Raw genomic sequence first — 21,650 nt, 5'->3', positions numbered from 1 at the left:
AAGAAGGGCGGGGTTTTTTATGTGCGCCCGGCACGGGCGTCGGCAACGAGGACACCCACTTACTGGTGAAATGAATAAATAAAGGACACCCACTTACTATTGACACTACGAGCTTTCCTTCGAACACGCCACCTGAGAAGACAACTGCATGATTCTCTGCTCTGCCATCCTTCGCCCATGACCCGCCCCCGCTCAACTCTGGTTTCGCTCTCCGACACCGCGTGGTATCACGTGGTCAGCCGCTGCGTGCGGCGTGCTTTCCTGTGTGGTGAGGACGCCCACACGGGCAAGAACTTCGACCACCGGCGCGGTTGGATCGAAGCGCGCATCCGGCAGCTCGCCTCGGTCTTTACCATCGATGTGGCCGCTTATGCGGTGATGAGCAACCACTACCACATCGTGCTCCGGGTCGATGCCCAGCGCGCGCAGGCCCTGAGCGATGACGAGGTGCTCATGCGATGGACGCAGCTTTTCACCGGCCCCCTGCTGGTTCGGCGGTACCTCGATCCGTGCACCCGGGTCGAGTTGGGTGCGGCGGAGCTGGCGCGGGTGCAGGAATGGGCGCAGCTTTACCGCGCCCGCTTGGCGGATTTGTCCTGGTACATGCGGGTGCTCAACGAGGGGATTGCGCGGCTGGCGAACCAGGAGGACCAAGTGAAAGGCCGCTTCTGGGAAGGTCGCTTCAAGAGCCAGGCGCTTCTGGATGAGCAGGCGCTGCTCGCGGCAATGGCCTATGTCGATCTCAATCCGATCCGCGCCGGGATGGCCAAGACCCCGGAAGCCAGCGACTACACCAGCGTGCAAGCGCGCCTGCAGCCGCAGGTGGTGGAAGAGCGCGTCCAGCACGCGATCGCGACGATGCAGGCGCCGTCTATCCTTGCGGCCCCTGAAAGCGTGGTCGTCAGGCACGACGCAGCAGAGGTCGCGGCGGCTCAGGAAGCGCCTGCGGCGAGCAAGGCTTGCGCCACCCTCGACACGAACGAAGCGGCGATGGCAGGACTGACGCCGGCCCCCTTGCTTCCTTTCGATGCGACAGGGCGTGAAGATTGGGCGATACCCTTCGCCTTCGAGGATTACATTGACCTCATCGAAACACTGGGCCGATGCGTGCACCCCAAGAAGCGCGGCTTCATCCCCGAGAAGACGCCGAAACTCCTGGAGCGCCTGGGCATCGACACGGAGGCGTTCATCGAACATGCCGCGAGCTTGCTGAAAGCATTCGGCAGCGCCATCGGCAAGCCGGCGGCATTGGTCGAGCTTGCCGCCCGGCGGCAGGCGAAGTTCTTGCGCGGGATGAAAGCGGCCAATCGGGTGTTTGAGAGTCAAGCGGCGTAGTGTCGTTTTGCGATTCCCGATTTTCTTGCCTTGTCAAGGGCGCCGGTGGTGGCTGTGCGAGAATGAAGCCATGCAATCCGGGGAGAGACGTCGATGAGCGCCACCGCCGCCGAGATGAGCTGGGACGAGATCAAGGCCCTCCTGGCAGAACTCGCCATCCAAAGCAAGGAAACCGACCGCAAGTTCCAGGAAACCGACCGTAAATTCCAAGAGACCGAAGCGCAGATGCGCGAGACCGACCGCAAGATGCGCGAAGTCTTCGAGCGCTTCGACAAGCTCTCACGCCGCTTTGGCGACCTGGGCAACCGCTTGGGCGAGTTCGTCGAGGCGATGGTCGAACCCGCGCTGGTGGACCTCTTTCGGGCGCGCGGGCTCGATGTCAGCGAGGTCCATCGCCGCGTGACCTCGCGTCGTGCTGGCGAGGCGATCGAGGTCGCCCTCTTGGTGGTTGACGGCGACACTGCTGTGGCGGTCGAGTGCAAAAGCCGCCTGACGCGCGAGGAGGTCGAGCGGCATGTCGAACGGATGAACAAGTTCAAGCGGCTGCTGCCAAAGTATGCTGACATGCGGGTTCATGGGGCGGTGGCCGGGATAGTGGTCGATGAGGATGCTATCGAGGCAGCACAGGCCGCCGGGCTCTGGGTGCTGGCCCCATCGGGCGAGACGGTGGCACTCAAGAACGACCCTGGCTTTGCACCGCGGGTGTGGTGAGCTGCGAACAACAGCCGGCGTTGGTTGAGAGGATGCTGCTGCGGCAGCGCCGACCTTTGCATGGTGCGGCCAGCAGCGGTTGCGCCAGCGGCCAAGCAGATAACCGACGCCAAAGAGCAACGGCATCGGTAACCCGAGTACCGAAACCATCCTCCTGTGCAAAAGCAAAGCGCTGGACGATCAGCGAAGTGGCTGCCCCCAACGGACACTGGATCGGTGCCGACACCCCGGCGCTCTGGGCTTGTGATTCGTCCGGAGATCCGGAGGCGCCAGTGTCCAGGTTTATCATCCGGCTACTCATCGGACCGAGCCCCGTCACTGCGGCGGCCCTTGGGGCTGAGGCACACCACGGCCGACGGAGCGGGCGAGCGTTGGAGCTGCTGGTTGGATGGGCTACCTCGCAAAAATGCCCAAGAAGAAACCCGAACGCATGATGACCGACTGGACCGCTGGCTACGTCGCCGACATCACTTATACCCACGGCTACTACGCCGAACTCAATCCCTTGCACGCTCAAGCGGCACTGCGCTACGCGGCTTGGGTCGCGCCCGAGGTGCGCACGGCCTGTGAGCTGGGCTTTGGCCAGGGCATGAGCATCAATCTGCATGCAGCCGCTTCGGCGGTGGCCTGGCATGGCACCGACTTCAACCCGGCCCAAGCGGCTTTTGCGCAAGAGCTGGCCGCAGTCGGCGACAACGGTGCGCAGCTGTCGGACCAAGCGTTTGCCGAGTTTTGTGCCCGCACCGACCTGCCGGACTTCGACTACATCGGCCTGCACGGTATTTGGAGCTGGATTTCGGATGCGAACCGCGCGGTGATTGTCGACTTCATCCGGCGCAAGCTCAAAGTGGGCGGTGTGCTCTACATCAGCTACAACGCCCAACCCGGCTGGGCCGCCATGGTGCCGATGCGCGAGCTTTTGCTGGAGTACGCTCAGGCCATGGGCGCCGAAGGCGCAGGCATCGTGCCGCGCATCGACGCGGCGCTGGGTTTTGCCCAAGACTTGCTGGCCACCAACCCGGCTTTTGCCCGTGCGAACCCGCAAATTCCCGAACGCCTCAAGCGTATCCAGGAGCAAAACCGCCACTACCTCGCGCATGAGTACTTCAACCGCGACTGGCATCCGATGAGCGTGGCGCAGATGGGCCAGGCTCTCGAAAGCGCCAAGCTGCAATGGGCGTGTTCGGCGAATCTGCTCGACACGTTGGACGCGATCAATCTCACGCCGCAGCAGCGCACGCTGCTCGACCGCATTCCGGACCCGTTGCTGCGCCAGATGGTGCGGGACTTTTGCGTCAACCAGCAGTTCAGGAAGGATTTTTGGGTCAAAGGCGCGCGTCGCCTCACCGCGCTCGAGCAGTGGGAGGCACTGCGGGCGCAGCGCGTGGTGCTGGTACAGCCACGCGCCGAGGTGCGTCTCAAGGTCAACGGCGCGCTGGGCGAGGCGGACTTGCAGGCGGCCGTCTACGGCCCGATCCTCGATCAACTGGCCGACCACAAGCCCAAAACCCTGGCCCAGCTCGAGCAGGGGCTGCAGGCGGCTGGCCTGGGCTTTGGGCAGTTGCGCGAAGCGGTGGCGGTGCTCACCGGTGCCGGCGTGCTGCTGCCGGCTCAAGACGAAGCCAGCATTCAGCGCGCCAAAAAACGCACCGAGCGGCTCAATTCCCATCTGATGATGCTGGCTCGCAGTCGCCAAGAGCTGAGCTATCTCGCCAGCCCCGTGACCGGCGGCGGCATCGCGGTGCCCCGGTTTCACCAACTGTTCCTGCTGGCGCGCCAACAGGGGCACAAGACGCCGCCAGACTGGGCGAGCATGGCGTGGCAGCTGCTTTCGGCCCAAGGGCAGCGGTTGATCAAAGACGGTCAGGCGCTGGAGAGCGCCGAAGAAAACCTGGCTGAACTGACGCGGCAGGCGCAAGCCTTTGCTGAGCAACGCCTGCCCCTCTTGAAGGCCTTGCAGATCGCATGACGGGCCCGTTGATGAAACCCGAGGCAGGGGCCGCCTCGCTGCTCTCGGATGTCGAGCGCGACGCGGAGCTCGTGGCCTTGGCGGCTGATGCGATGGGCTGGCTTCCCCTGGCTGAGGGGGCCTATCTGCATGCGGCTGACCCGAGAGACGAGGTTATCACGGTGGTCGGAGTGGCCGAGCCGGAAATGGCAGGGATGAATGTCTTGCTGCTGCTGGGTTGATCGGGCGTGTCCTTGCACGGCGCGCGTCGCCGCTGCGGACTGTGGGGGACGATGAATCTGCAGCTGGCCTATGTTGTGGCCGCGGATCGGCTGTGCCTGACGGTGCGTTACCCAGACGCGCAGCTGAGCTGGTGGCTGACGCGGCGCTTGACGCTGCAGTGGGTGACGGGGTGGCTGGAAAAGCTCGGCGCCGTGGCCTTGCCGGAATTGCCCTTGCCCGGGCTTGCCCTGCCGCGCGATTTGGCGATGGAGCACGGCCTTTCACTCGAGGTCGATGGCCCGCAGCCGGGTGGGCCGCCGCCTCCGCCGCCCGAGCAGGTGGGCATGCTCGAAGCCGTGACCGTCCAAGTGACCGCGCTGAGCAGTCTGGTTCGGTTGAGCGGCTCGGGCCGATCCGTGCAGGGTGAGCTGACCCGCAAGGATTCGCACGCGGTCATCGAGTTGCGGGCCCGTCAGTGCCGGCAAGCGGGTTGGCTCGACCGGCCGGACTGGCCGTCGTGGCTGGGCAGCGGCTCGTAAGTCCGGGCTTTGTGTGCCGCGGCTGCGGCGAGCAGCGCAAACGGGCGGGTGCGGCCGAGTGGCCCGCGGGCCGTGTTACAGTGCGGTCCGAAGTCCACATATATGAAATCTGTTTCCCACCCCACGCCCGTGCTTCGGGTGCCGCTGCAGACCGATGAGGAGCAGACCCGTCGGCTGCTGGCCTTGCAGGCTTTGTTTGCGCAGATGTGCAACGCGCTGGCGCCGCTGGTGCAGCAGACCCGGGTGTGGGAGCGCGTGGCGCTGCACCGCATGGCGTATCAGGCGCTGCGGCAGCAGTTCCCGGCGGCGGGGTCGCAGCTGGTGTGCAACGCGATCTATGCGGTGTCGCGCACCTGCCGGCTGGTGTTCCAGAACCCGCAAAGCCCGTTTCATCTCTCGCGCCTGGGCACGCGGCCTTTGCCTTTGCTGCGGTTTGGCGACGATTGCCCGGTGTATTTCGACCGGCACACCTTGAGCCTCAAGGGCGGCCAGTTGTCGATGTACACGCTCGATGGCCGGATGCGCTTCGATCTTCGTCTGGACCCGCAGGCTGAGCGCCGCTTTCATGAAGAAAAGCTGCAGGAGGTGGTGCTGACGCGCGACCGGGATGGCCAGTTCGCGCTGACGATCCGTTTTGCCCCTGCGTTCGCCTCTGCCCCGGCCCCGGCTGCGGCGGCTGCGCAGCCCGAGGCTGCGCCCGCACCGGGCCGCACGCCGATTCCCGAATTCGTACAAGTCTTGGAGCCGTAGGCATGAAGCCAACCCCAAACCCGGGCACCGCCGAGTTGCGGCAGGCGCTCGAGCCCTTGCTTCCCTTCGTGCGCCGCGCCGCGCTGTACGGCGCCGTGGCGAGCCTTTTGGTGCTGGCACCCTCGGTCTACATGCTCGAGGTCTACGACCGGGTGGTCAACAGCCGCAGTCACCTGACGCTGGCGATGCTGACCGTGTTGGTGTTGGCGATTTATGCGGTGATGGAGTTGCTCGAGTGGGCGCGGCACACACTGATGCACCAGGCCGGTACCCGGTTCGAGGCGGCGCTGTCCACCCGCTTGTTCGATGCGGCCTTCGTGGCCAACCGCATGCGCCACCCGGCGGGGTCGGTCCAGGCGCTGCAGGATTTGCGCACGGTGCGGGACTTTTTCAGTTCCCCCGCGCTGTTGGCGCTGCCCGAGTTGCCCGCGGCGCTGGTGTTTTTGCTGCTGATTTTTCTGATGAGCCCGGTGCTTGGGTGGGTGGCGCTGCTCGGTGCGGTAGCGCAGACGGGCTTGGCCTGGCTGACCGAGCGCAGCACGCAGCCGCCGCTGAGTGCGGCCAACCGTGCGGCGATCGAGGCCAACCGTTACGCCGAGAGCTCGATGCGCAACGCGCAGGTGATCGAAGCGATGGGGATGCTGCGCAACGTCTACCAACGGTGGATCGAGCGCCAACGCGAGATGCTGCGTTTCCAGGCCGAGGCGTCGGATGCGGCCGGGCTGCTGCAGACGGCGTCGAAATGGCTGCAACAGGTGCTGAGCTCGGCACTCTTGGGGCTGGCGGCTTGGCTGCTGCTGCGCAATGAACTCCACGGCGGCGCGGGCTTGATGATCGTCGCCTCGATTCTGGGCGGGCGGGTACTCGCGCCGCTGGTGCAGATCGTCACGCAGTGGCGCAGCGTGGTGCAGGTGCGCGACGCCTGGCAGCGGCTGGCGGGTCTGCTCACGCTGGTGCCGGCGGCGCCCGTGGGCATGCCTTTGCCCGCGCCGCGCGGGCACTTGACGGTCGAGCCGCTGCTGGCGGTGGCACCGGGGACGCAGAACACGGTGTTGCGGGGGGTGCAGTTTGCGTTGGCTCCGGGCGAGGTGCTGGCGGTGGTGGGGCCGTCGGCCGCAGGCAAGACCACCCTGGCCCGGGTGCTCGTGGGCTTGTGGTCGTCGATGGGCGGCAAGGCGCGGCTCGACGGGGTGGATGTGCACACCTGGAACAAGGCCGAGTTGGGTGCTCATATCGGCTATCTGCCGCAGGATGTGGAGCTGTTCGAGGGGACGATCGGCGAGAACATCGCACGCTTCACCGAGGCGGGCCGGGCGCAGGTGGAAGCCGCGGCCCGGGCGGTGGGCCTGCACGAGTTCATCATGGCACTGCCGCAGGGTTACGACACGCCGATCGGCCGCGACGGCGCGGTGCTGTCGGGTGGGCAGCGGCAGCGCGTGGGCTTGGCGCGCGCGCTGTTTGGCGACCCGGTGTTCGTGGTGCTCGATGAGCCCAATTCCAGTTTGGACGATCAGGGCGAGGCGGCGCTGGCGCAGGCGATCGTGCAGGCCAAGCAGCGCGGCACGACCTTTGTCGTGATGACGCATCGCGTGAGCCTATTGGGCGTGGCGGACAAGGTTTTGGTCTTGCGCGACGGCACGCAGCAGATGTTTGGCCCACGCGACGATGTGTTGCAGGCGCTGCGGCAGGCCGCGCAGCCGCAGCAGCCGCAGCAGCCGGCAGCATCGGGGGCGATGGCACCGCGTCCCGCAGCCTGAAGAGCAGCCGGGTCGGCAGAAAAAAAATCGGATGAAAAGATGAAACCCGAAAAAAAGATGCGGTCCGAGTTGGCCACCGTGTTGTGGCGGTTCCGGCGCGAGTTCGTGTGGGTGGGTGTGCTGAGCATGTTGGCGAATTTGCTGATGCTCACGCCGACGATCTACATGTTGCAGGTGTATGACCGCGTGCTGGCGAGCCACAGTGAACTCACGCTGTTGTTCGTGTCTTTGCTGGCGCTGGCGATGTTGGCCGTGATGTCGACGGCCGAGTGGCTGCGTTCGCGGCTGCTGGTGCGTGCGGGTATGCGGCTGGATGCGCTGTTGAGTACGCGGGTGTTTCATGCGAGTTTCGAGGCTTACCTCAACGAGGCAGACCAGAGCCCGCGGCGGGTCTTCACGGACCTGGTGGAGATTCGGCAGTTTCTGACCGGCACGGGCATCCTGGCGTTGTTCGATGCGCCGTGGACGCCGATTTATCTGGCGGTGCTGTTTTTGCTGCATCCGCTGCTGGGCGCGGCGGCGGTACTGTTTGCGCTGGTGCAGTTTGCGCTGGTGTGGTTTGGGCACCGGCGCAGCGTGCGCCCGAACGAGGAAGCGGGCCTGGCGCTGCAGGAAGCCAGCGCCTACATGCAAGGCAAGCTGCGCAACGCCGAGGTGGTCGAGGCGCTGGGCATGCTCGGGCCGTTGCGCACGCAATGGCTGCGCCGCCACGAGCAGTACGTGCACAAGCACGAGGCGGCGCAGGCGCTCACGCATCGAATCAGCGCCTGGAGCAAGTTCATCCGCTACAGCCAGCAGTCGCTGGCCTTGGGCACGGGTGCCCTGCTGGTGATCGATGGGCAGATGACCCCGGGAGGGATGATCGCGGGCAACGTGCTGATGAGCCGGGCGCTGGCGCCGATAGACATGCTGGTCGGGGCGTGGCGCAGTTTTTCCGGGGCGCTGGCGGCTTATCGGCGGCTGGAGGATCTGCTGGAGCGCTATCCCGAGCGCGACCCGGCTTTGCGGCGCGTGACGCCGCGCGGCGAGCTGCAGCTGCGCGGGGTGGTGGCGACCGCGCAAGGACGGGCCGAGCCGATCCTCAAAGGCATCGATCTGGATTTACCGGCGGGGACGGTGACGGTGCTGGTGGGGCCGTCGGGCTCGGGCAAGTCCACGCTGGCGCGGGTGATGCTCGGCATTTGGCCGCAGGTGAGCGGCGAGGTGTTGCTCGACGGGCTGCCGGTTTCGGGCTGGGACCGCAACGAGCTGGGCGAGCACCTGGGCTATCTGCCGCAGGATGTGGAGTTGTTCGAGGGCACTTTGGCCGAGAACATCGCGCGTTTTGGCGAGATCGACAGCGCGGGCGTGATCGAGGCGGCGCAGCGCGCGGGCCTGCACGATTTGATTTTGCACTTCCCCAAGGGCTACGACACGCCGATCGGCCCCGGCGGCGGCGTGCTGACCGGCGGGCAGCGCCAGCGGATTGGCCTTGCGCGGGCGCTCTATCACGACCCGGCGGTGCTGGTGCTCGATGAGCCGAATTCGAACCTCGACGAGGCGGGCGAGGCGGCATTGCTTGAGGCGGTGCGGGGCTGCAAGGCGCGGGGACGCACGGTGCTGTTGATTTCGCACCGGCCGACGGCTTTGGCCGTGGCCGACCGCCTGGTGGTGATGGGCGACGGCCGCATCGTGGCCGCAGGGCCGCGCGACGCGGTGGTGCAGGCCCTGCAGCAGGCGCAGGCCCGCGCCGCGGTGTCGGCGGCCGCAGCGCCCGCGCCGGGCTGACGCAGCCCCGATTGAACGGCAGCCCGAGAAGAAACGATGTTGGAACGGAATGAGACGATGGCGATGAAGCACGATGGAATGAATGGCGCGCAGCCCTTGCTGCCGCGAGGGAATGCCGACGGACGGCCTGAGGCCCAGCCTGAGGTCGTCCATGAGGAGCCGCTGCGCGTGGACCTGGGCCGCGGCGCGCGGGTGGGGCGCTGGGCTTTGGTGCTCGGGTTTGCGGGCTTTTTGCTTTGGGCGGCGTTTGCGCCGCTGGACGAAGGGGTGCCGAGCCCGGGCATGGTGGTGCTCGACAGCAAGCGCAAACCGGTGCAGCACCCAAGCGGCGGCATCGTGCGCGATGTGTTGGTGCGCGAAGGCCAGTCGGTGAAGGAGGGCGAGGTGCTGCTGCGGCTCGACCCCGATGTGGCGCGGGCCAATTTTGAGTCGGTGCGGCAGCGCTACCTGGGTTTGCGGGCGATCGAGGCGCGGCTGCGCGCCGAGCAGCTGGGCCAGTCGGCGCTGACGCCGCATCCGGATTTGAAGGAAGCACTCTCCGACCCGGGCATCCGCAGCCAGTGGGAGACGCAGCAGCAGTTGTTCCGCGCGCGGCGCGCGGCGCTGGCGGCGGATTTGCAGGGCATCGAGGAGTCGATCAAGGGTCAGCAGGCGCTGATCGATTCATACGGGCGCATCTTGACCCAGCGGCGGCAGCAGCTGGCGTTATTGACCGACGAGTTGGGCCAGACGCGCGGTTTGGTGGCCGAAGGCTACGCGCCGCGCAACCGGCAGCTCGAGCTCGAGCGGATGGTGGCCGAGTCGAATGCAGCGATTTCCGATTTGCTGGGCAACACCGCCCGCGCCCAGCAGGCCATCGCGGAGCTGCGCCAGCGGGCGTTGGCTCGCACGCAGGAGTACCGCAAGGAGGTCGAAGGTCAGCTGGCGGACGTGAGCCGTGAGGTCGAGGCCGACGAGCAGAAATTCATCGCCGCAAAGTCGGATCTGAGCCGCATCGAAGTGCGTGCGCCGGCGACTGGGCAGGTGGTGGGGCTGGTCGTGCAGTCGGCGGGCGCGGTCATTCAGCCGGCGCAGCGCTTGATGGATGTGGTTCCCGACGACGAGCCGGTGTTGCTCGAGGCGCGCATCGCCCCGAACCTGATCGACAAGGTGCACCCGGGCTTGATGGCCGATGTGCGCTTCTCGGCGTTCGCACACTCGCCGCAGCTCGTGGTGGGGGGCGAGCTGGTGTCGGTGTCCAAGGATGTGCTGGTGGATCCGCAGGCGCCGCAGGTTGCGTATTACTTGGCGCGCATCCGGGTGACGCCCGAGGGGATGAAGACGCTGGGCAACCGGCATTTGCAGCCGGGGATGCCGGCGGAAGTGGTGATCAAGACCGGCGAGCGTTCCTTGCTGACGTATTTGCTGCATCCGCTGACCAAGCGTCTGGCAGCCTCGTTGAAGGAGGAGTGAGCGATGCGCCCCAGCCACATTCGGGCCGTCGCGGCCGCCGCCGCATGGGCGCTGCTGGCCGTGCCGGCCGGTGCGATCGATTTGTTGCAGAGTTTTCAGGCGGCGCTGGAGCGCGATCCGCAGCTGCGCGCGGCGCGTGCCGGTGTGGATTCGGCGCAGGAGCGCATCGAGCAAGCCCGGGCGCAATTGCTGCCGCAGGCGAGTTTGAGCGCCAGCCGCTACACCAACGACCTCAACAGCACGCAGCCCAACATCCTGGGGCAGGAGTCGAGCCGCAACGAGAAATATTTCAGCTACAACCAAACGCTGAGCGTGCGGCAGCCGATCTACCGCAAGCCCTTGTTGTTGGGCTTGGAGCAAAGCCGGTATTTCGTCGCAGACGCGCAAGGCAGTTTTGAGAGCGAGCGGCAGAACCTGACGGTGCGGGTGACGCAAGCGTACTTGGAGGCTTTGCTCGCGCTGGATCAGTGGCGACTGGTGCAGGTACAGCAGCAGGCGGCGCAGACGCAGCTCGCGTTGGCGCGCCGGGCGTTCGAGGCGGGGTCGGGGACGGTCACGGACATCGACGAGGCGCAGGCCCAGCTCGACCAGGCCAAGGCGCTGCAGGTGCAGGCCGAGGAAAACCTGCAGTACACGCGCCGGCAGCTCGAAAGCCTGGTGCAGCAGCCGGTGGATCGCCTCGCGCCGCTGGCGGTGGGGGCGTTGGGCCTCAAGCCGCCGGCGGAAGATCTGGCGACGTGGCAGCGGTGGGCGCAGGAGCAAAGCCCGCAGATCGCGTCGCTTCGGGCGCGGGTGGAGGCCGCGCGGCTCGAGGCGGACAAGGCGCAGGCCGGGCATCAGCCCACGCTCGACTTGGCTTTGCAACTGACGCGCAGCGCGAGCGAAAACGTGACCAGCCCCAAGAGCGCGTACCTCAACCGCTCGCTTGGTTTGCAGCTGACCGTGCCGCTGTATTCGGGGGGCTATGTGAGTTCGACGGCGCGGCAGGCGCTGGCCGAGCTGCAGCGCGCGCAGGAGACGCTGGACGCGGCGCTGCGCGACCTCGATTTGCGGGTGCACAAGGAGTACCGAGGCGTGGTCGAGGGCGTCTCTCGGGTGCGCGCGCTGGAGCAGGCGGTGCGCTCGGCCGAGCGGGCGTTGGAGTCGAACCGCAAGTCCTACCGCGCAGGCAGCCGCACTTTGCTCGATATCGCACGCAGCGAGCAGCAGTGGCAAACCGCGCTGCGGGATTTGTCGCAGGCCCGGCTGGAGTTCATCGGTGCTTGGGTGCGGCTGCATGCGCTCGCAGGCAAAGAGCCGCTCGCGACGGTCGAGGGCGTCAATGCCTGGCTCGATGGGTCAGCGCCGGTGAGCCTCGCGGCACAATAAGGGCAACGCTGAACAAGTCCCTCGCGCGCCGCGCATCCCGGCTGCGGGCGGTCTGCGTCGTTGCAAATCCTCGCCATAGCTGCGGCTATGGCTGCGGTTTGCGCCTCGCATCCCATCCCGCAGCCGGGCGCGCGCCATCGCAGGAACTTATTCAGCGTTGCCTAAGCGTTCGTTGGCGCGCTTTGCCGCGCCCCCCAGCAACCCGACTTTCGAGCTTCCATGCAACAGATGGCCGACACGCTCTCCAACATCGACCCGCGCGACAAGGCGGAAATCCTCGCGCAGGCGCTGCCTTACATCCGCCGGTTTCACGGCAAGACCTTGGTCATCAAATACGGCGGCAACGCAATGACCGATCCCGCGTTGCAGGCGGACTTTGCCGAGGATGTGGTGTTGCTCAAACTGGTTGGCATGAACCCGGTGGTGGTGCACGGCGGTGGGCCGCAGATCGAGACGGCGCTCAATCGTCTGGGGAAGAAAGGCGAGTTCGTGCAGGGCATGCGCGTGACCGACGCCGAGACGATGGAAGTGGTCGAATGGGTGCTCGCTGGCGAGGTGCAGCAAGACATCGTCGGCCTCATCAACCAGGCTGGCGGCAAGGCGGTGGGGCTGACCGGGCGTGACGGCGGCATGATCCGCGCGCAGAAGCTGCGCATGCTCGACGCGAAAGACCCATCGATCGAGCATGACGTGGGGCAGGTCGGGGACATCGTGTCGATCGACCCGAGCGTGGTCAAGGCCTTGCAGGACGACGCTTTCATTCCGGTGGTGAGCCCGATTGGCTTTGGCGAGCACAACGAGAGCTACAACATCAACGCCGACGTGGTGGCGAGCAAGCTCGCGATCGTGCTGGGTGCGGAAAAGTTGGTGCTGCTCACGAACACGCCCGGCGTGCTCAACAAGGCGGGCGAGCTGCTCACCGACCTGAGCGCGCGCGAGATCGACGCGCTGTTTGCCGACGGCACGATTTCGGGCGGGATGCTGCCCAAGATCAGCGGCGCGCTCGAGGCGGCCAAGAGCGGGGTGCATGCGGTGCACATCATCGACGGGCGCGTGCCGCATGCCTTGCTGCTCGAAATCCTCACCGATCAGGCGTTTGGCACCATGATCCGCTCGCACTGAGATGCGCCGGACGCGAACGCCCTGCCTTTCGAGACGACGGCTGTGAACCCTCCGTTGCCGAACGACCATGGCTGAAACGCCGGACAGTCCCGAGCCCGGGTCCACGACGGCCGCGCCGGGGCGCCGTCGGCCGCCGCCCGGCGAGCGGCGCGTGCAGATTTTGCAGATGCTCGCCACCATGCTCGAGGCACCGGGGGCCGAGCGCGTGACGACTGCGGCACTCGCGCAGCGACTCGGCGTGAGCGAGGCGGCGCTGTACCGCCACTTCGCGAGCAAGGCGCAGATGTATGAGGCGCTGATCGAATTCATCGAGCAGTCGATCTTTGGGCTGGTGGCGCAGATCGCGCAGCGCGGCGCGCCGCCGCAGGAGCAGGCTGCGCAGATCGTCTCGGTGGTGCTGCGCTTTGCCGAGAAGAACCCTGGCATGGCCCGCGTGATGGCCGGTGACGCCCTGGTGCTCGAGCATCAACGGCTGCAGCAGCGCATGACGCTGTTTTTCGACAAGCTCGAAGCCCAGTTGCGCCAGTGCGCGCGCTCGGCGGCCGAGGCGGACGCTCAGCCGGCGCCGACGGCCGCGGCGCAGATCCGCGCGGGGGTGTTGCTGGCTTTTGCGATGGGCCGGGTGCAGCGTTATGTGCGCTCGGGCTTTCGGCGCTCGCCGACCGAGGCCTTGGCCGAGAGCCTGTTGTTGATGCTCTGAGATTTATAGCGATCAAGTGCCGATTCGCGGTGGCGAAGGCAAGATTTGGTTCTCATGAGGAGGCGTGCGATGAAGTTGGTGCGTTTTGGCCCCTGGGGTCAGGAAAAACCCGGATTGATCGACGCCGAAGGGCGGCTTCGGGACTTGAGCGCGGTGGTGCCGGACATCGGCGGCGCGGTGCTGGCGCCGGCGGTGCTGGCGCGGCTGTGCCGGCTCGATGCGCAGCGGCTGCCCTGGGTGCGCGGGCGGCCCCGACTGGGCTGCCCGGTGGCGCAGGTGGGCAAGTTCATCGCGATCGGCCTCAATTACGCAGACCACGCCGCCGAGGCGGGGATGCCGCTGCCGACCGAGCCGGTGGTGTTCATGAAGGCGACGAGCTGCATCCAGGGGCCGAACGACCCGGTGATGTTGCCCAAAGGCTCGAAAAAAACCGACTGGGAGGTCGAGCTGGGCGTGGTCATCGGCACGCGCGCTCGCTACGTGACGCAAAAGGAGGCGCTCGCGCATGTCGCGGGTTATTGCGTCGTCAATGATGTCAGTGAGCGCGCGTTCCAACTCGAACGCGGCGGCACTTGGGACAAGGGCAAGGGTTGCGACACCTTCGGGCCCGTCGGGCCTTGGCTGGTGACGCGCGACGAGGTGCCCAACCCGCAGCGGCTCGGCCTTTGGCTCGAGCTCAACGGGGAGCGCATGCAGAGTGGCAACACACGCACGATGGTGTTTGGCGTCGCCAAGCTGATCAGTTACGTCAGCCAGTTCATGACGCTCGAGCCGGGTGACATCCTCACCACCGGCACCCCGCCCGGGGTTGGTATGGGCCAGCGTCGGGATGGCAAGCCCGCGCCGCGCTTTCTCAAGCCCGGCGATGTGCTGCGGCTGGGCATCGACGGGCTGGGCGAGCAGCAGCAGGCGGTGATTCCCTTCGCGCGCTGAACCCCGCGGGCCGGTGCGCCGCGTGCGCTGGCTCTGCCAAAAATCCTAGACGCCGCACTCTAGAACCTGCAGAAAGTTTGGCGTCCGAGCGCAATTGCTGCAGAATAGAACGACCGTTCGCTTTTGGGCGGTTCGTCAACCGGGATTTTTGCACGCGCCATGGCCACTGCAGCAAAGCCGCATCTCAAACGGGTCGCCCATGCCGGGCGCATGGTTGCGCCGCGTGCGCGGGGCAAGGGGCAGCAGACGCGGGCGCTGATCCTCGACGCCGCGCTCGGTCTGGCGGCGCAGGTCGGGCTCGAAGGCTTGAGCATCGGCGCGCTGGCCGAGCTCACGGGGATGAGCAAGTCCGGCGTCTTTGCCCACTTCGGGTCGCGCGAAGAACTGCAGATTTCGGTCATCCGCGAATACCACAGCCGCTTCGAAGACGAGGTTTTCTTCCCCGCGATGCGTGAGCCGCGCGGGCTGCCGCGTTTGCGCGCGCTGTTTGCGAACTGGATGCGCCGCACCTCGGCCGAGATCGATTCGGGCTGCATCTACATCAGCGGGGCGGTCGATTTCGACGACCGGCCCGGGCCGGTGCGCGATGCGCTCGTCGAGTCGGTGAGCATCTGGCAGGCGGCGGTCGTGCGCGCCATCGTCCAGGCGCGCGAGGAAGGGCACCTGAGAGCCGACGCTGATGAGCACCAGGTGGCGTTTGCGATCCACGGGCTGATTCTGGCCCTGCACTACGAGGCCCGATTCCTGCGCCGCGCCGGCGCCGTCGAGCGGGCCATGACCGGTTTTGACGATGTGCTCGCGCGCTACGGCCGAGCGGGCTAGTTCGTTGCGATTTCCCTTTTCCGTTTCCTTTTTCTCTAGGAGTCTGCCATGCCGATTTACAACCCACCCCTGCGTGACATGCAGTTCGTCATGCACGAGTTGTTCAAGGTCACCGATGAATTTCGTGCGATGCCCCGGCATGCGGACATCGACGTCGACACCATCAACGCCATCCTCGAAGAGGCCGGCAAGTTCGCGAGCGAAGTGATCTTTCCGCTCAACATCAGCGGCGACACCGAAGGCTGCCAGCTCAACCGCGAGACCCACGAGGTCACGACGCCCAAGGGCTTCAAGGAGGCGTATCAGACCTATGTCGCTGGCGGCTGGCCGGCGCTGTCTTGCGACCCCGAATTCGGCGGCCAGGGTCTGCCGTTCGTGGTCAACCAGTGCCTGTACGAGATGATGAACTCGGCCAACCAGGCCTGGACCATGTACCCCGGTCTGACGCACGGTGCCTATGCCGCGCTCGAAGCGCACGGCACGCCCGAGCAAAAGCACACCTATCTGCCCAAGATGACCAGCGGCGAGTGGACCGGCACGATGTGCCTGACCGAACCGCATTGCGGCACCGACCTGGGCCTGTTGCGCACCAAGGCCGAGCCACAAGCCGACGGCACCTACAAACTCACGGGCACGAAGATTTTCATCAGCGCCGGTGAGCACGACCTCGCCGAGAACATCGTGCACCTGGTGCTCGCGCGCCTGCCCGACGCGCCGCCCGGCATCAAGGGCATCAGCCTCTTCATCGTGCCCAAGTTCCGGGTCAACGCCGACGGCAGCCTCGGCGAGCGCAACGCCATCTTCTGCGCGGGCCTCGAGCACAAGATGGGCATCCACGGCAACGCGACCTGTCAGATGGTGCTCGATGGCGCCGTCGGCACCATGGTCGGCCAGCCGAACAAAGGCATGCAGGCGATGTTCGTGATGATGAACGCGGCGCGCCTGGGCGTGGGCAATCAGTCGCTCGGCTTGACCGAGGTGGCCTATCAGAACGCCCTGGCTTACGCCAAGGATCGCCTGCAGATGCGCAGCCTCTCGGGTCCGAAGGCCAAGGACAAGCCGGCCGACCCGATCATCGTGCACCCGGATGTGCGCAAGATGTTGCTGACCGCCAAGGCCTACGCCGAGGGCGGACGCGCGCTGGCGATCTTCTGCTCGGTGCTGCTCGAGAAGGTGCATTTCCACCCTGACGAGAAGGTGCGCAAGGACAGCGAGGAAATGCTCTCGCTGCTCACGCCCATCACCAAGGCTTTCCTGACCGACAACGGCTGGCAGGCCACCATGATGTGTCAGCAGGTTTTTGGCGGCCACGGCTACATCAAAGAGTGGGGCATGGAGCAGTTCGTGCGCGATGCGCGCATCAACATGATCTACGAAGGTACGAACACCATCCAGGCGCTCGACCTGCTGGGCCGCAAGGTGCTGTCGAACAACGGGGCGACGCTCAAGAAGTTTGGCAAGCTCGTCGCGCAGCTGGTCGAGGAAGAGGGCGTCAACGAGAAGATGGCCGAGTTCATCAATCCGATCGCCATGCTGGGCGACCAGATGACCAAGTTCACGACCGAGATCGGCTTCAAAGGCATGCAAAACCCCGATGAAATCGGCGCCGCTGCGGTGGACTACCTGCGCGTGGCCGGGCACCTGGTGTTTGGCTACTTCTGGGCGCGCATGGCGCAGGTGGCGCTGCGCGAGATCGCTGCGGGCAACACCGATCCGTTCTACGCCGCCAAGCTGCAAACCGCGCGCTTCTACTTTGCCAAGCTCTTCCCTGAAACCGCCTCGCTCATGCGCACGGCCCGCGCGGGTGCGGCGCCGCTGATGGAGACGGAGCTGGCTTTGGCGTGAGGCCTCAGGGGCCGCTGCCGACGCGTGGCGGCCGTTTTTCAACGTTTTTGGGGGAACGCCAGCATGAAACGGTCTTTGTTTGCTCTTGGTTTTGTAGCATTTTCAGGGCTGGCTTGGGCGCAACTCACGCCCGAGGGCCTGTGGCGGAACATCGACGACAAGACCGGCGAAGCCAAGGCCGAGATCCGCATCGCTGCGACGCCCTCGGGCGCGCTGCACGGTCGCATCGAGCGCGCGCTGATTCAAAGCGCCGAGCCCAACTGCACCGCCTGCACGGATGACCGCAAAGGCCAGCCGAAGGTCGGCCTCGAGATCATCCGCGGCGCGAAGAAGTCGCCCGACGACCTCGTGTGGGAGGGCGGCAAGATCCTCGACCCCGAAAACGGCAAGGAATACACCTTGCGCATGACCCCGATCGAAGACGGCAAGAAGCTGCAGGTGCGCGGCTACATCGGCCCCTTCTACCGCACCCAGGTCTGGGTGCGCGTGCAGTAACTCAACACCCAGGAAATTCCATGTCCCGATTCAACGTCCGAAAAGTTGCCGTGCTCGGCGCCGGCGTGATGGGCGCGCAGATTGCCGCCCACCTCGTCAACGTCAAGGTTCCGGTCATCCTGTTCGACCTTCCCGACCCGAAGGCCCCCACGCTCCCTGCTGCGCCGGCCTTGGGGCGGCCCGGCGGCGCAGGCCCCAAGAGCGGCATTGCGCTGCGCGCGATCGAAAACCTCAAAAAACTCAAGCCTTCGCCGCTGGGCGTGGCCGAGGATGCGATGCTCATCGAGCCTGCGAACTACGAAGAGCACCTCGAGCGGCTGCGCGAGTGCGACCTCGTCATCGAGGCCATTGCCGAGCGCATGGACTGGAAGACCGACCTCTATCACAAGATCGCACCCTTCGTCGCACCGCATGCGATCCTGGCTTCCAATACCTCGGGGCTGTCGATCACCCGCTTGTCCGAGGCTTTGCCCGAGTCGATCCGTCCGCGGTTTTGCGGCATTCACTTCTTCAACCCGCCGCGCTACATGCAGCTCGTCGAGCTGATCGCCACGCCCTCGACGCAGGCGGGCATCCTCGACGATCTCGAAGCCTTCGTCACGACCACGCTGGGCAAGGGCGTGGTGCGTGCCAAGGACACGCCCAACTTCATCGCCAACCGCATCGGCATCGCCGGCATGCTCTCCACGATGAAGGAGGCGGAGAACTTCGGCCTCAGCTTCGACATCGTCGACGACCTCACCGGCAAGAAGCTCGGCCGCGCAAGCTCGGGCACCTTCCGCACGGCCGACGTGGTGGGCCTGGACACGATGGCCCATGTCATCAAGACGCTGCAGGACAACCTCAGCCTCGACACGGACCCCTTTTACGGCAGCTTCGGCACCCCGCCGGTGTTGGCCAAGCTCATCGAGCTCGGCCACCTGGGCCAGAAAACCAAAGCCGGTTTCTACAAAAAAGTCGGCCGCGACGTGCTGCGCTTCGACCTGGCCAGCGGCGACTACGTCCCCGCGGGCGCCAAGGCCGACCCGGTGTACGAGCGCATGCTCAAGAAGCCCGCGGCCGAGCGGCTCAAGCTGCTGCGCAACGCCGAAGGCCCGCAGGGCCGCTTCCTGTGGGCGATTCTGCGCAACAGCTTCCACTACGCGGCGATCCACCTCGCCTCCATCGCCGACACCGCGCGGGACGTGGACCAGGCGATGCGCTGGGGCTTTGGCATGAAGCAAGGCCCGTTCGAACTCTGGCAGGAAGCCGGCTGGCTCGAAGTCGCGCGCATGGTGCAAGAAGACATCGACGCGGGCCGCGCGCTGTGCAAGGCGCCGCTGCCCGACTGGGTGTTTCACGGCCCGGTCGCCGAAGCCGGCGGCGTGCACACCGAGGCGGGTTCGTGGAACCCCAGCACCGGCCGCTTCGAGCCGCGTCGGGCGCTGCCGGTCTACCGTCGGCAAATCTTCCCCGAGCTGCTGCTGGGCGAAGGCGGGCCACGCCCCGAGCGCAGTGGCCAGACCGTGTTCGAAAACGACGGCCTGCGGCTGTGGACGCTGCCCGAAGTCGCCGGTGATGTGCTGATCGCTTCGCTGCGCTCGAAGATGCACACGCTCGGCCCCGACGTGATCGAGGGGCTGGCCGGAGCCGTGGAGCGGGCCGAGGCCGACTACCGCGGCCTGGTGATCTGGTCGCCCGACGAGCCGTTCTCTGCCGGTGCCGACCTGCAGGCCATGCTGCCGGGCTTCCTCATGGGCGGCGTCGCGGCGATCGACGAAGCCGAGGCCGAACTGCAGCGCATCATGCTGCGCATCCGCTACGCCAACGTTCCGGTGGTGGCGGCCGTGCGCGGGCTGGCGCTCGGCGGCGGTTGTGAACTCGCCGTGCACTGCGCGCGGCGCGTTGCGCACATGGAGAGCTACATCGGCCTCGTCGAGGTCGGCGTGGGCCTGATCCCTGGTGGTGGCGGTCTGACCTACATTGCCCGTCGCGCGGCGGAAAACGCCCGCCTGTCGACCGGAAAAGATCTGCTGCCGTTCTTGAGCGACGGATTCACCGCGGCGGCGATGGCCAAGGTCGGCACCAGCGCGCTCGAGTCGCGCAAGCTCGGCTATCTGCTCGAGAGCGATGTCGTCGTCGCCCACCGCGACGAGCTGCTGCATGTCGCACTCAACGAAGCGCGCGCCATGGCTGAGAGTGGCTGGCGGCCGCCGCTCAAGCGGCTGTTCCCGGTGGCCGGGCGCGATGCGCGCGCGACCATCCTCGGGCAGCTCGTCAACATGCGCGACGGCGGCTTCATCAGCCAGCACGACTTCCACATCGCCGACCACATCGCCACCGTGCTCACGGGGGGCGACGTCGACCCCGGCACGCTCGTGAGTGAGGAATACCTCATGACGCTCGAGCGCCGTGCGTTCGGCGCCTTGCTGACCCACCCCAAGACGCAGGAACGCATCATGGGCATGCTCTCCACCGGCAAGCCGGTGCGCAACTGAGCGGCTGAAAGGAAATCGGTCGTGCCCGCTTTGACGTCCCAAAGAACGCCCGAGGGCGTTGCAAATGCGCGCCGTAGCCCGAGCTACGGCTGTGCTTTGCGCCTACTCAGGCGCACTTTGGGGCGCCCCCTCGGGCACGCCCAATCCCCTCTCAGCCTCTGAAGCCTTCAAAGGAACCCGATCATGACGAAACCCTTGCAAGACGCCTACATCGTCGCCGCCACCCGCACGCCCATCGGCAAGTCCGCGCGTGGCTACTTCCGCAACTACCGCCCCGACGACCTGCTCGCGCATGTGCTGCGCGCCGCCGTCGCGCAGGTGCCGGGGCTGGACCCCGTGACCATCGAAGACGTGATCTGCGGCTGCGCGATTCCCGAAGCCCAGCAGGGCCTCAACGTCGCGCGCGTCGGCGCCATCCTCGCGGGGCTGCCCAAAAGCGTGGGCGGCATCACCGTCAACCGCTTCTGCGCCTCGGGCCTGTCGGCCGTGCAAATGGCCGCCGACCGTATTCGCGTCGGTGAAGCCGACGTGATGATTGCCGCCGGCACCGAAAGCATGAGCATGGTGCCGATGATGGGCAACTCGCCGAGCCTGTCGCCGAGCATCTTCAAGAACACCGACAACATCGACGACTACGGCATCGCCTACGGCATGGGCCTGACCGCCGAGAAGGTGGCGCAGCAGTGGAAGGTGAGCCGCGAAGCCCAGGACGCGTTCGCGCTGCAGTCGCACCAGCGCGCGCTCGCAGCCATGCAGGCCGGTGAGTTCAGCGACGAAATCACGCCGGTCGAAATCACCGAACGCAGCGTGAACTTCGAAACCGCCGAGGTCGCTACCCGCACCCGCACCGTTGAGCTCGACGAGGGCGCGCGTCCCGACACCAGCCTCGAGAGCCTGGCCAAACTGCGCCCGGCCTTCTCGGCGCGCGGCACCGTCACCGCAGGCAACAGCTCACAAACCAGCGATGGCGCGGGGGCGCTCATCCTCGCGAGCGAAGCCGCGATCAAGCGTTTCAACCTCACGCCACTGGCACGCTTCGTGAGCTTTGCTGCCGTGGGCGTGCCGCCGCACCTCATGGGCATCGGGCCGATCGAGGCGATTCCCGCAGCGCTCAAGCGCGCCGGCCTCAAGCAAGACGACCTCGACTGGATCGAGCTCAACGAAGCCTTTGCCGCGCAGTCCTTGGCGGTCATCAACACGCTCGGGCTCGACCCAGCCAAGGTCAACCCGATCGGCGGCGCCATCGCGCTCGGCCACCCGCTCGGCGCCACCGGCGCGATCCGCTCGGCCACCGTCGTGCATGCGCTGCGCCGCCACCAGAAGCGCTACGGCATGGTGACGATGTGCGTGGGCATGGGGCAGGGGGCTGCCGGCATCTTCGAGCGCGTCTGAGCGTGCCCCAGTGCG

The 21,650-nt window shown here is 66.4% G+C and carries 18 protein-coding genes; all 18 read left to right on the top strand.

Annotated features, from left to right (window positions below; genetic code table 11):
• Positions 1-360 precede the first annotated feature (360 nt).
• The 18 genes from EDC62_RS04200 to EDC62_RS04115 all read left to right on the top strand — a co-directional run bounded on the left by EDC62_RS04200 (position 361) and on the right by EDC62_RS04115 (position 21,635).
• A complete protein-coding gene (locus EDC62_RS04200; RefSeq protein ID WP_245968733.1) occupies positions 361-1,335 on the top strand; it encodes a transposase in 975 nt (324 codons plus the stop codon).
• Between the two features lie 93 nt (positions 1,336-1,428).
• Positions 1,429-2,046 (top strand): DUF3782 domain-containing protein, encoded by a 618-nt coding sequence (locus EDC62_RS04195; protein ID WP_124220728.1) that lies wholly within the window; start codon positions 1,429-1,431, stop codon positions 2,044-2,046.
• A 388-nt stretch (positions 2,047-2,434) separates the two neighbouring features.
• On the top strand, positions 2,435-4,015 hold the full coding sequence (locus tag EDC62_RS04190; RefSeq protein WP_245968732.1) for a methyltransferase regulatory domain-containing protein: 1,581 nt from the start codon (positions 2,435-2,437) through the stop codon (positions 4,013-4,015).
• Positions 4,016-4,026: 11 nt separating this feature from the next.
• On the top strand, positions 4,027-4,236 hold the full coding sequence (locus EDC62_RS04185) for a hypothetical protein (RefSeq protein ID WP_124220726.1): 210 nt from the start codon (positions 4,027-4,029) through the stop codon (positions 4,234-4,236).
• Positions 4,237-4,287: 51 nt separating this feature from the next.
• The gene (locus EDC62_RS04180) at positions 4,288-4,755 is read left to right on the top strand and encodes a hypothetical protein (protein WP_124220724.1); all 468 of its coding nucleotides are present in this window, start codon (positions 4,288-4,290) and stop codon (positions 4,753-4,755) included.
• 102 nt (positions 4,756-4,857) lie between these two features.
• Positions 4,858-5,505, top strand: a complete 648-nt coding sequence (locus EDC62_RS04175; RefSeq protein WP_124220721.1) for a hypothetical protein — start codon at positions 4,858-4,860, stop codon at positions 5,503-5,505.
• A gap of 2 nt (positions 5,506-5,507) precedes the next feature.
• On the top strand, positions 5,508-7,262 hold the full coding sequence (locus tag EDC62_RS04170) for a type I secretion system permease/ATPase (RefSeq protein WP_124220719.1): 1,755 nt from the start codon (positions 5,508-5,510) through the stop codon (positions 7,260-7,262).
• 39 nt (positions 7,263-7,301) lie between these two features.
• Entirely contained in the window at positions 7,302-9,029 is a 1,728-nt protein-coding gene (locus tag EDC62_RS04165; protein ID WP_124220716.1) for a type I secretion system permease/ATPase, read from the top strand.
• 36 nt (positions 9,030-9,065) lie between these two features.
• Positions 9,066-10,481 (top strand): HlyD family type I secretion periplasmic adaptor subunit, encoded by a 1,416-nt coding sequence (locus tag EDC62_RS04160; protein WP_245968731.1) that lies wholly within the window; start codon positions 9,066-9,068, stop codon positions 10,479-10,481.
• Positions 10,482-10,484: 3 nt separating this feature from the next.
• On the top strand, positions 10,485-11,849 hold the full coding sequence (locus EDC62_RS04155) for a TolC family outer membrane protein (protein ID WP_124220714.1): 1,365 nt from the start codon (positions 10,485-10,487) through the stop codon (positions 11,847-11,849).
• Between the two features lie 228 nt (positions 11,850-12,077).
• Entirely contained in the window at positions 12,078-12,971 is an 894-nt protein-coding gene (argB, locus tag EDC62_RS04150; RefSeq protein ID WP_124221152.1) for an acetylglutamate kinase, read from the top strand.
• 67 nt (positions 12,972-13,038) lie between these two features.
• Complete coding sequence (slmA, locus tag EDC62_RS04145) at positions 13,039-13,671, top strand: nucleoid occlusion factor SlmA (protein WP_124220711.1); 633 nt, start codon at positions 13,039-13,041, stop codon at positions 13,669-13,671.
• Positions 13,672-13,740: 69 nt separating this feature from the next.
• Entirely contained in the window at positions 13,741-14,604 is an 864-nt protein-coding gene (locus EDC62_RS04140; RefSeq protein WP_124220709.1) for a fumarylacetoacetate hydrolase family protein, read from the top strand.
• Between the two features lie 210 nt (positions 14,605-14,814).
• Positions 14,815-15,426, top strand: coding sequence for a TetR/AcrR family transcriptional regulator (locus EDC62_RS04135; RefSeq protein WP_245968756.1), 612 nt, complete (start codon positions 14,815-14,817; stop codon positions 15,424-15,426).
• A 48-nt stretch (positions 15,427-15,474) separates the two neighbouring features.
• Positions 15,475-17,271 (top strand): acyl-CoA dehydrogenase C-terminal domain-containing protein, encoded by a 1,797-nt coding sequence (locus EDC62_RS04130; protein ID WP_124220703.1) that lies wholly within the window; start codon positions 15,475-15,477, stop codon positions 17,269-17,271.
• 63 nt (positions 17,272-17,334) lie between these two features.
• The gene (locus EDC62_RS04125) at positions 17,335-17,766 is read left to right on the top strand and encodes a DUF2147 domain-containing protein (RefSeq protein WP_124220700.1); all 432 of its coding nucleotides are present in this window, start codon (positions 17,335-17,337) and stop codon (positions 17,764-17,766) included.
• 20 nt (positions 17,767-17,786) lie between these two features.
• Positions 17,787-20,243 carry a 3-hydroxyacyl-CoA dehydrogenase/enoyl-CoA hydratase family protein gene (locus EDC62_RS04120; RefSeq protein WP_124220697.1) on the top strand — a complete coding sequence of 819 codons (2,457 nt, stop codon included), beginning with the start codon at positions 17,787-17,789 and terminating at the stop codon, positions 20,241-20,243.
• 183 nt (positions 20,244-20,426) lie between these two features.
• Entirely contained in the window at positions 20,427-21,635 is a 1,209-nt protein-coding gene (locus tag EDC62_RS04115; RefSeq protein ID WP_124220695.1) for an acetyl-CoA C-acyltransferase, read from the top strand.
• Positions 21,636-21,650: the final 15 nt, after the last annotated feature.

Source organism: Tibeticola sediminis (genome assembly GCF_003843835.1).
Lineage (GTDB): Bacteria > Pseudomonadota > Gammaproteobacteria > Burkholderiales > Burkholderiaceae_C > Tibeticola > Tibeticola sediminis.
The sequence above is the reverse complement of the archived record's forward strand: the minus strand, read 5'-3'. Positions and strand labels throughout refer to the sequence as shown.

Coding starts and splice junctions, on each gene's coding strand:
- EDC62_RS04115 (WP_124220695.1), top strand. CDS start 20,427: ATGACGAAACCCTTGCAAGACGCCTACATCGTCGCCGCCACCCGCACG.
- slmA (WP_124220711.1), top strand. CDS start 13,039: ATGGCTGAAACGCCGGACAGTCCCGAGCCCGGGTCCACGACGGCCGCG.
- EDC62_RS04130 (WP_124220703.1), top strand. CDS start 15,475: ATGCCGATTTACAACCCACCCCTGCGTGACATGCAGTTCGTCATGCAC.
- EDC62_RS04180 (WP_124220724.1), top strand. CDS start 4,288: ATGAATCTGCAGCTGGCCTATGTTGTGGCCGCGGATCGGCTGTGCCTG.
- EDC62_RS04165 (WP_124220716.1), top strand. CDS start 7,302: ATGAAACCCGAAAAAAAGATGCGGTCCGAGTTGGCCACCGTGTTGTGG.
- EDC62_RS04125 (WP_124220700.1), top strand. CDS start 17,335: ATGAAACGGTCTTTGTTTGCTCTTGGTTTTGTAGCATTTTCAGGGCTG.
- EDC62_RS04140 (WP_124220709.1), top strand. CDS start 13,741: ATGAAGTTGGTGCGTTTTGGCCCCTGGGGTCAGGAAAAACCCGGATTG.
- EDC62_RS04120 (WP_124220697.1), top strand. CDS start 17,787: ATGTCCCGATTCAACGTCCGAAAAGTTGCCGTGCTCGGCGCCGGCGTG.
- EDC62_RS04155 (WP_124220714.1), top strand. CDS start 10,485: ATGCGCCCCAGCCACATTCGGGCCGTCGCGGCCGCCGCCGCATGGGCG.
- EDC62_RS04185 (WP_124220726.1), top strand. CDS start 4,027: ATGAAACCCGAGGCAGGGGCCGCCTCGCTGCTCTCGGATGTCGAGCGC.
- EDC62_RS04175 (WP_124220721.1), top strand. CDS start 4,858: ATGAAATCTGTTTCCCACCCCACGCCCGTGCTTCGGGTGCCGCTGCAG.
- EDC62_RS04135 (WP_245968756.1), top strand. CDS start 14,815: ATGGTTGCGCCGCGTGCGCGGGGCAAGGGGCAGCAGACGCGGGCGCTG.
- EDC62_RS04160 (WP_245968731.1), top strand. CDS start 9,066: ATGTTGGAACGGAATGAGACGATGGCGATGAAGCACGATGGAATGAAT.
- argB (WP_124221152.1), top strand. CDS start 12,078: ATGGCCGACACGCTCTCCAACATCGACCCGCGCGACAAGGCGGAAATC.
- EDC62_RS04190 (WP_245968732.1), top strand. CDS start 2,435: ATGGGCTACCTCGCAAAAATGCCCAAGAAGAAACCCGAACGCATGATG.
- EDC62_RS04170 (WP_124220719.1), top strand. CDS start 5,508: ATGAAGCCAACCCCAAACCCGGGCACCGCCGAGTTGCGGCAGGCGCTC.
- EDC62_RS04195 (WP_124220728.1), top strand. CDS start 1,429: ATGAGCGCCACCGCCGCCGAGATGAGCTGGGACGAGATCAAGGCCCTC.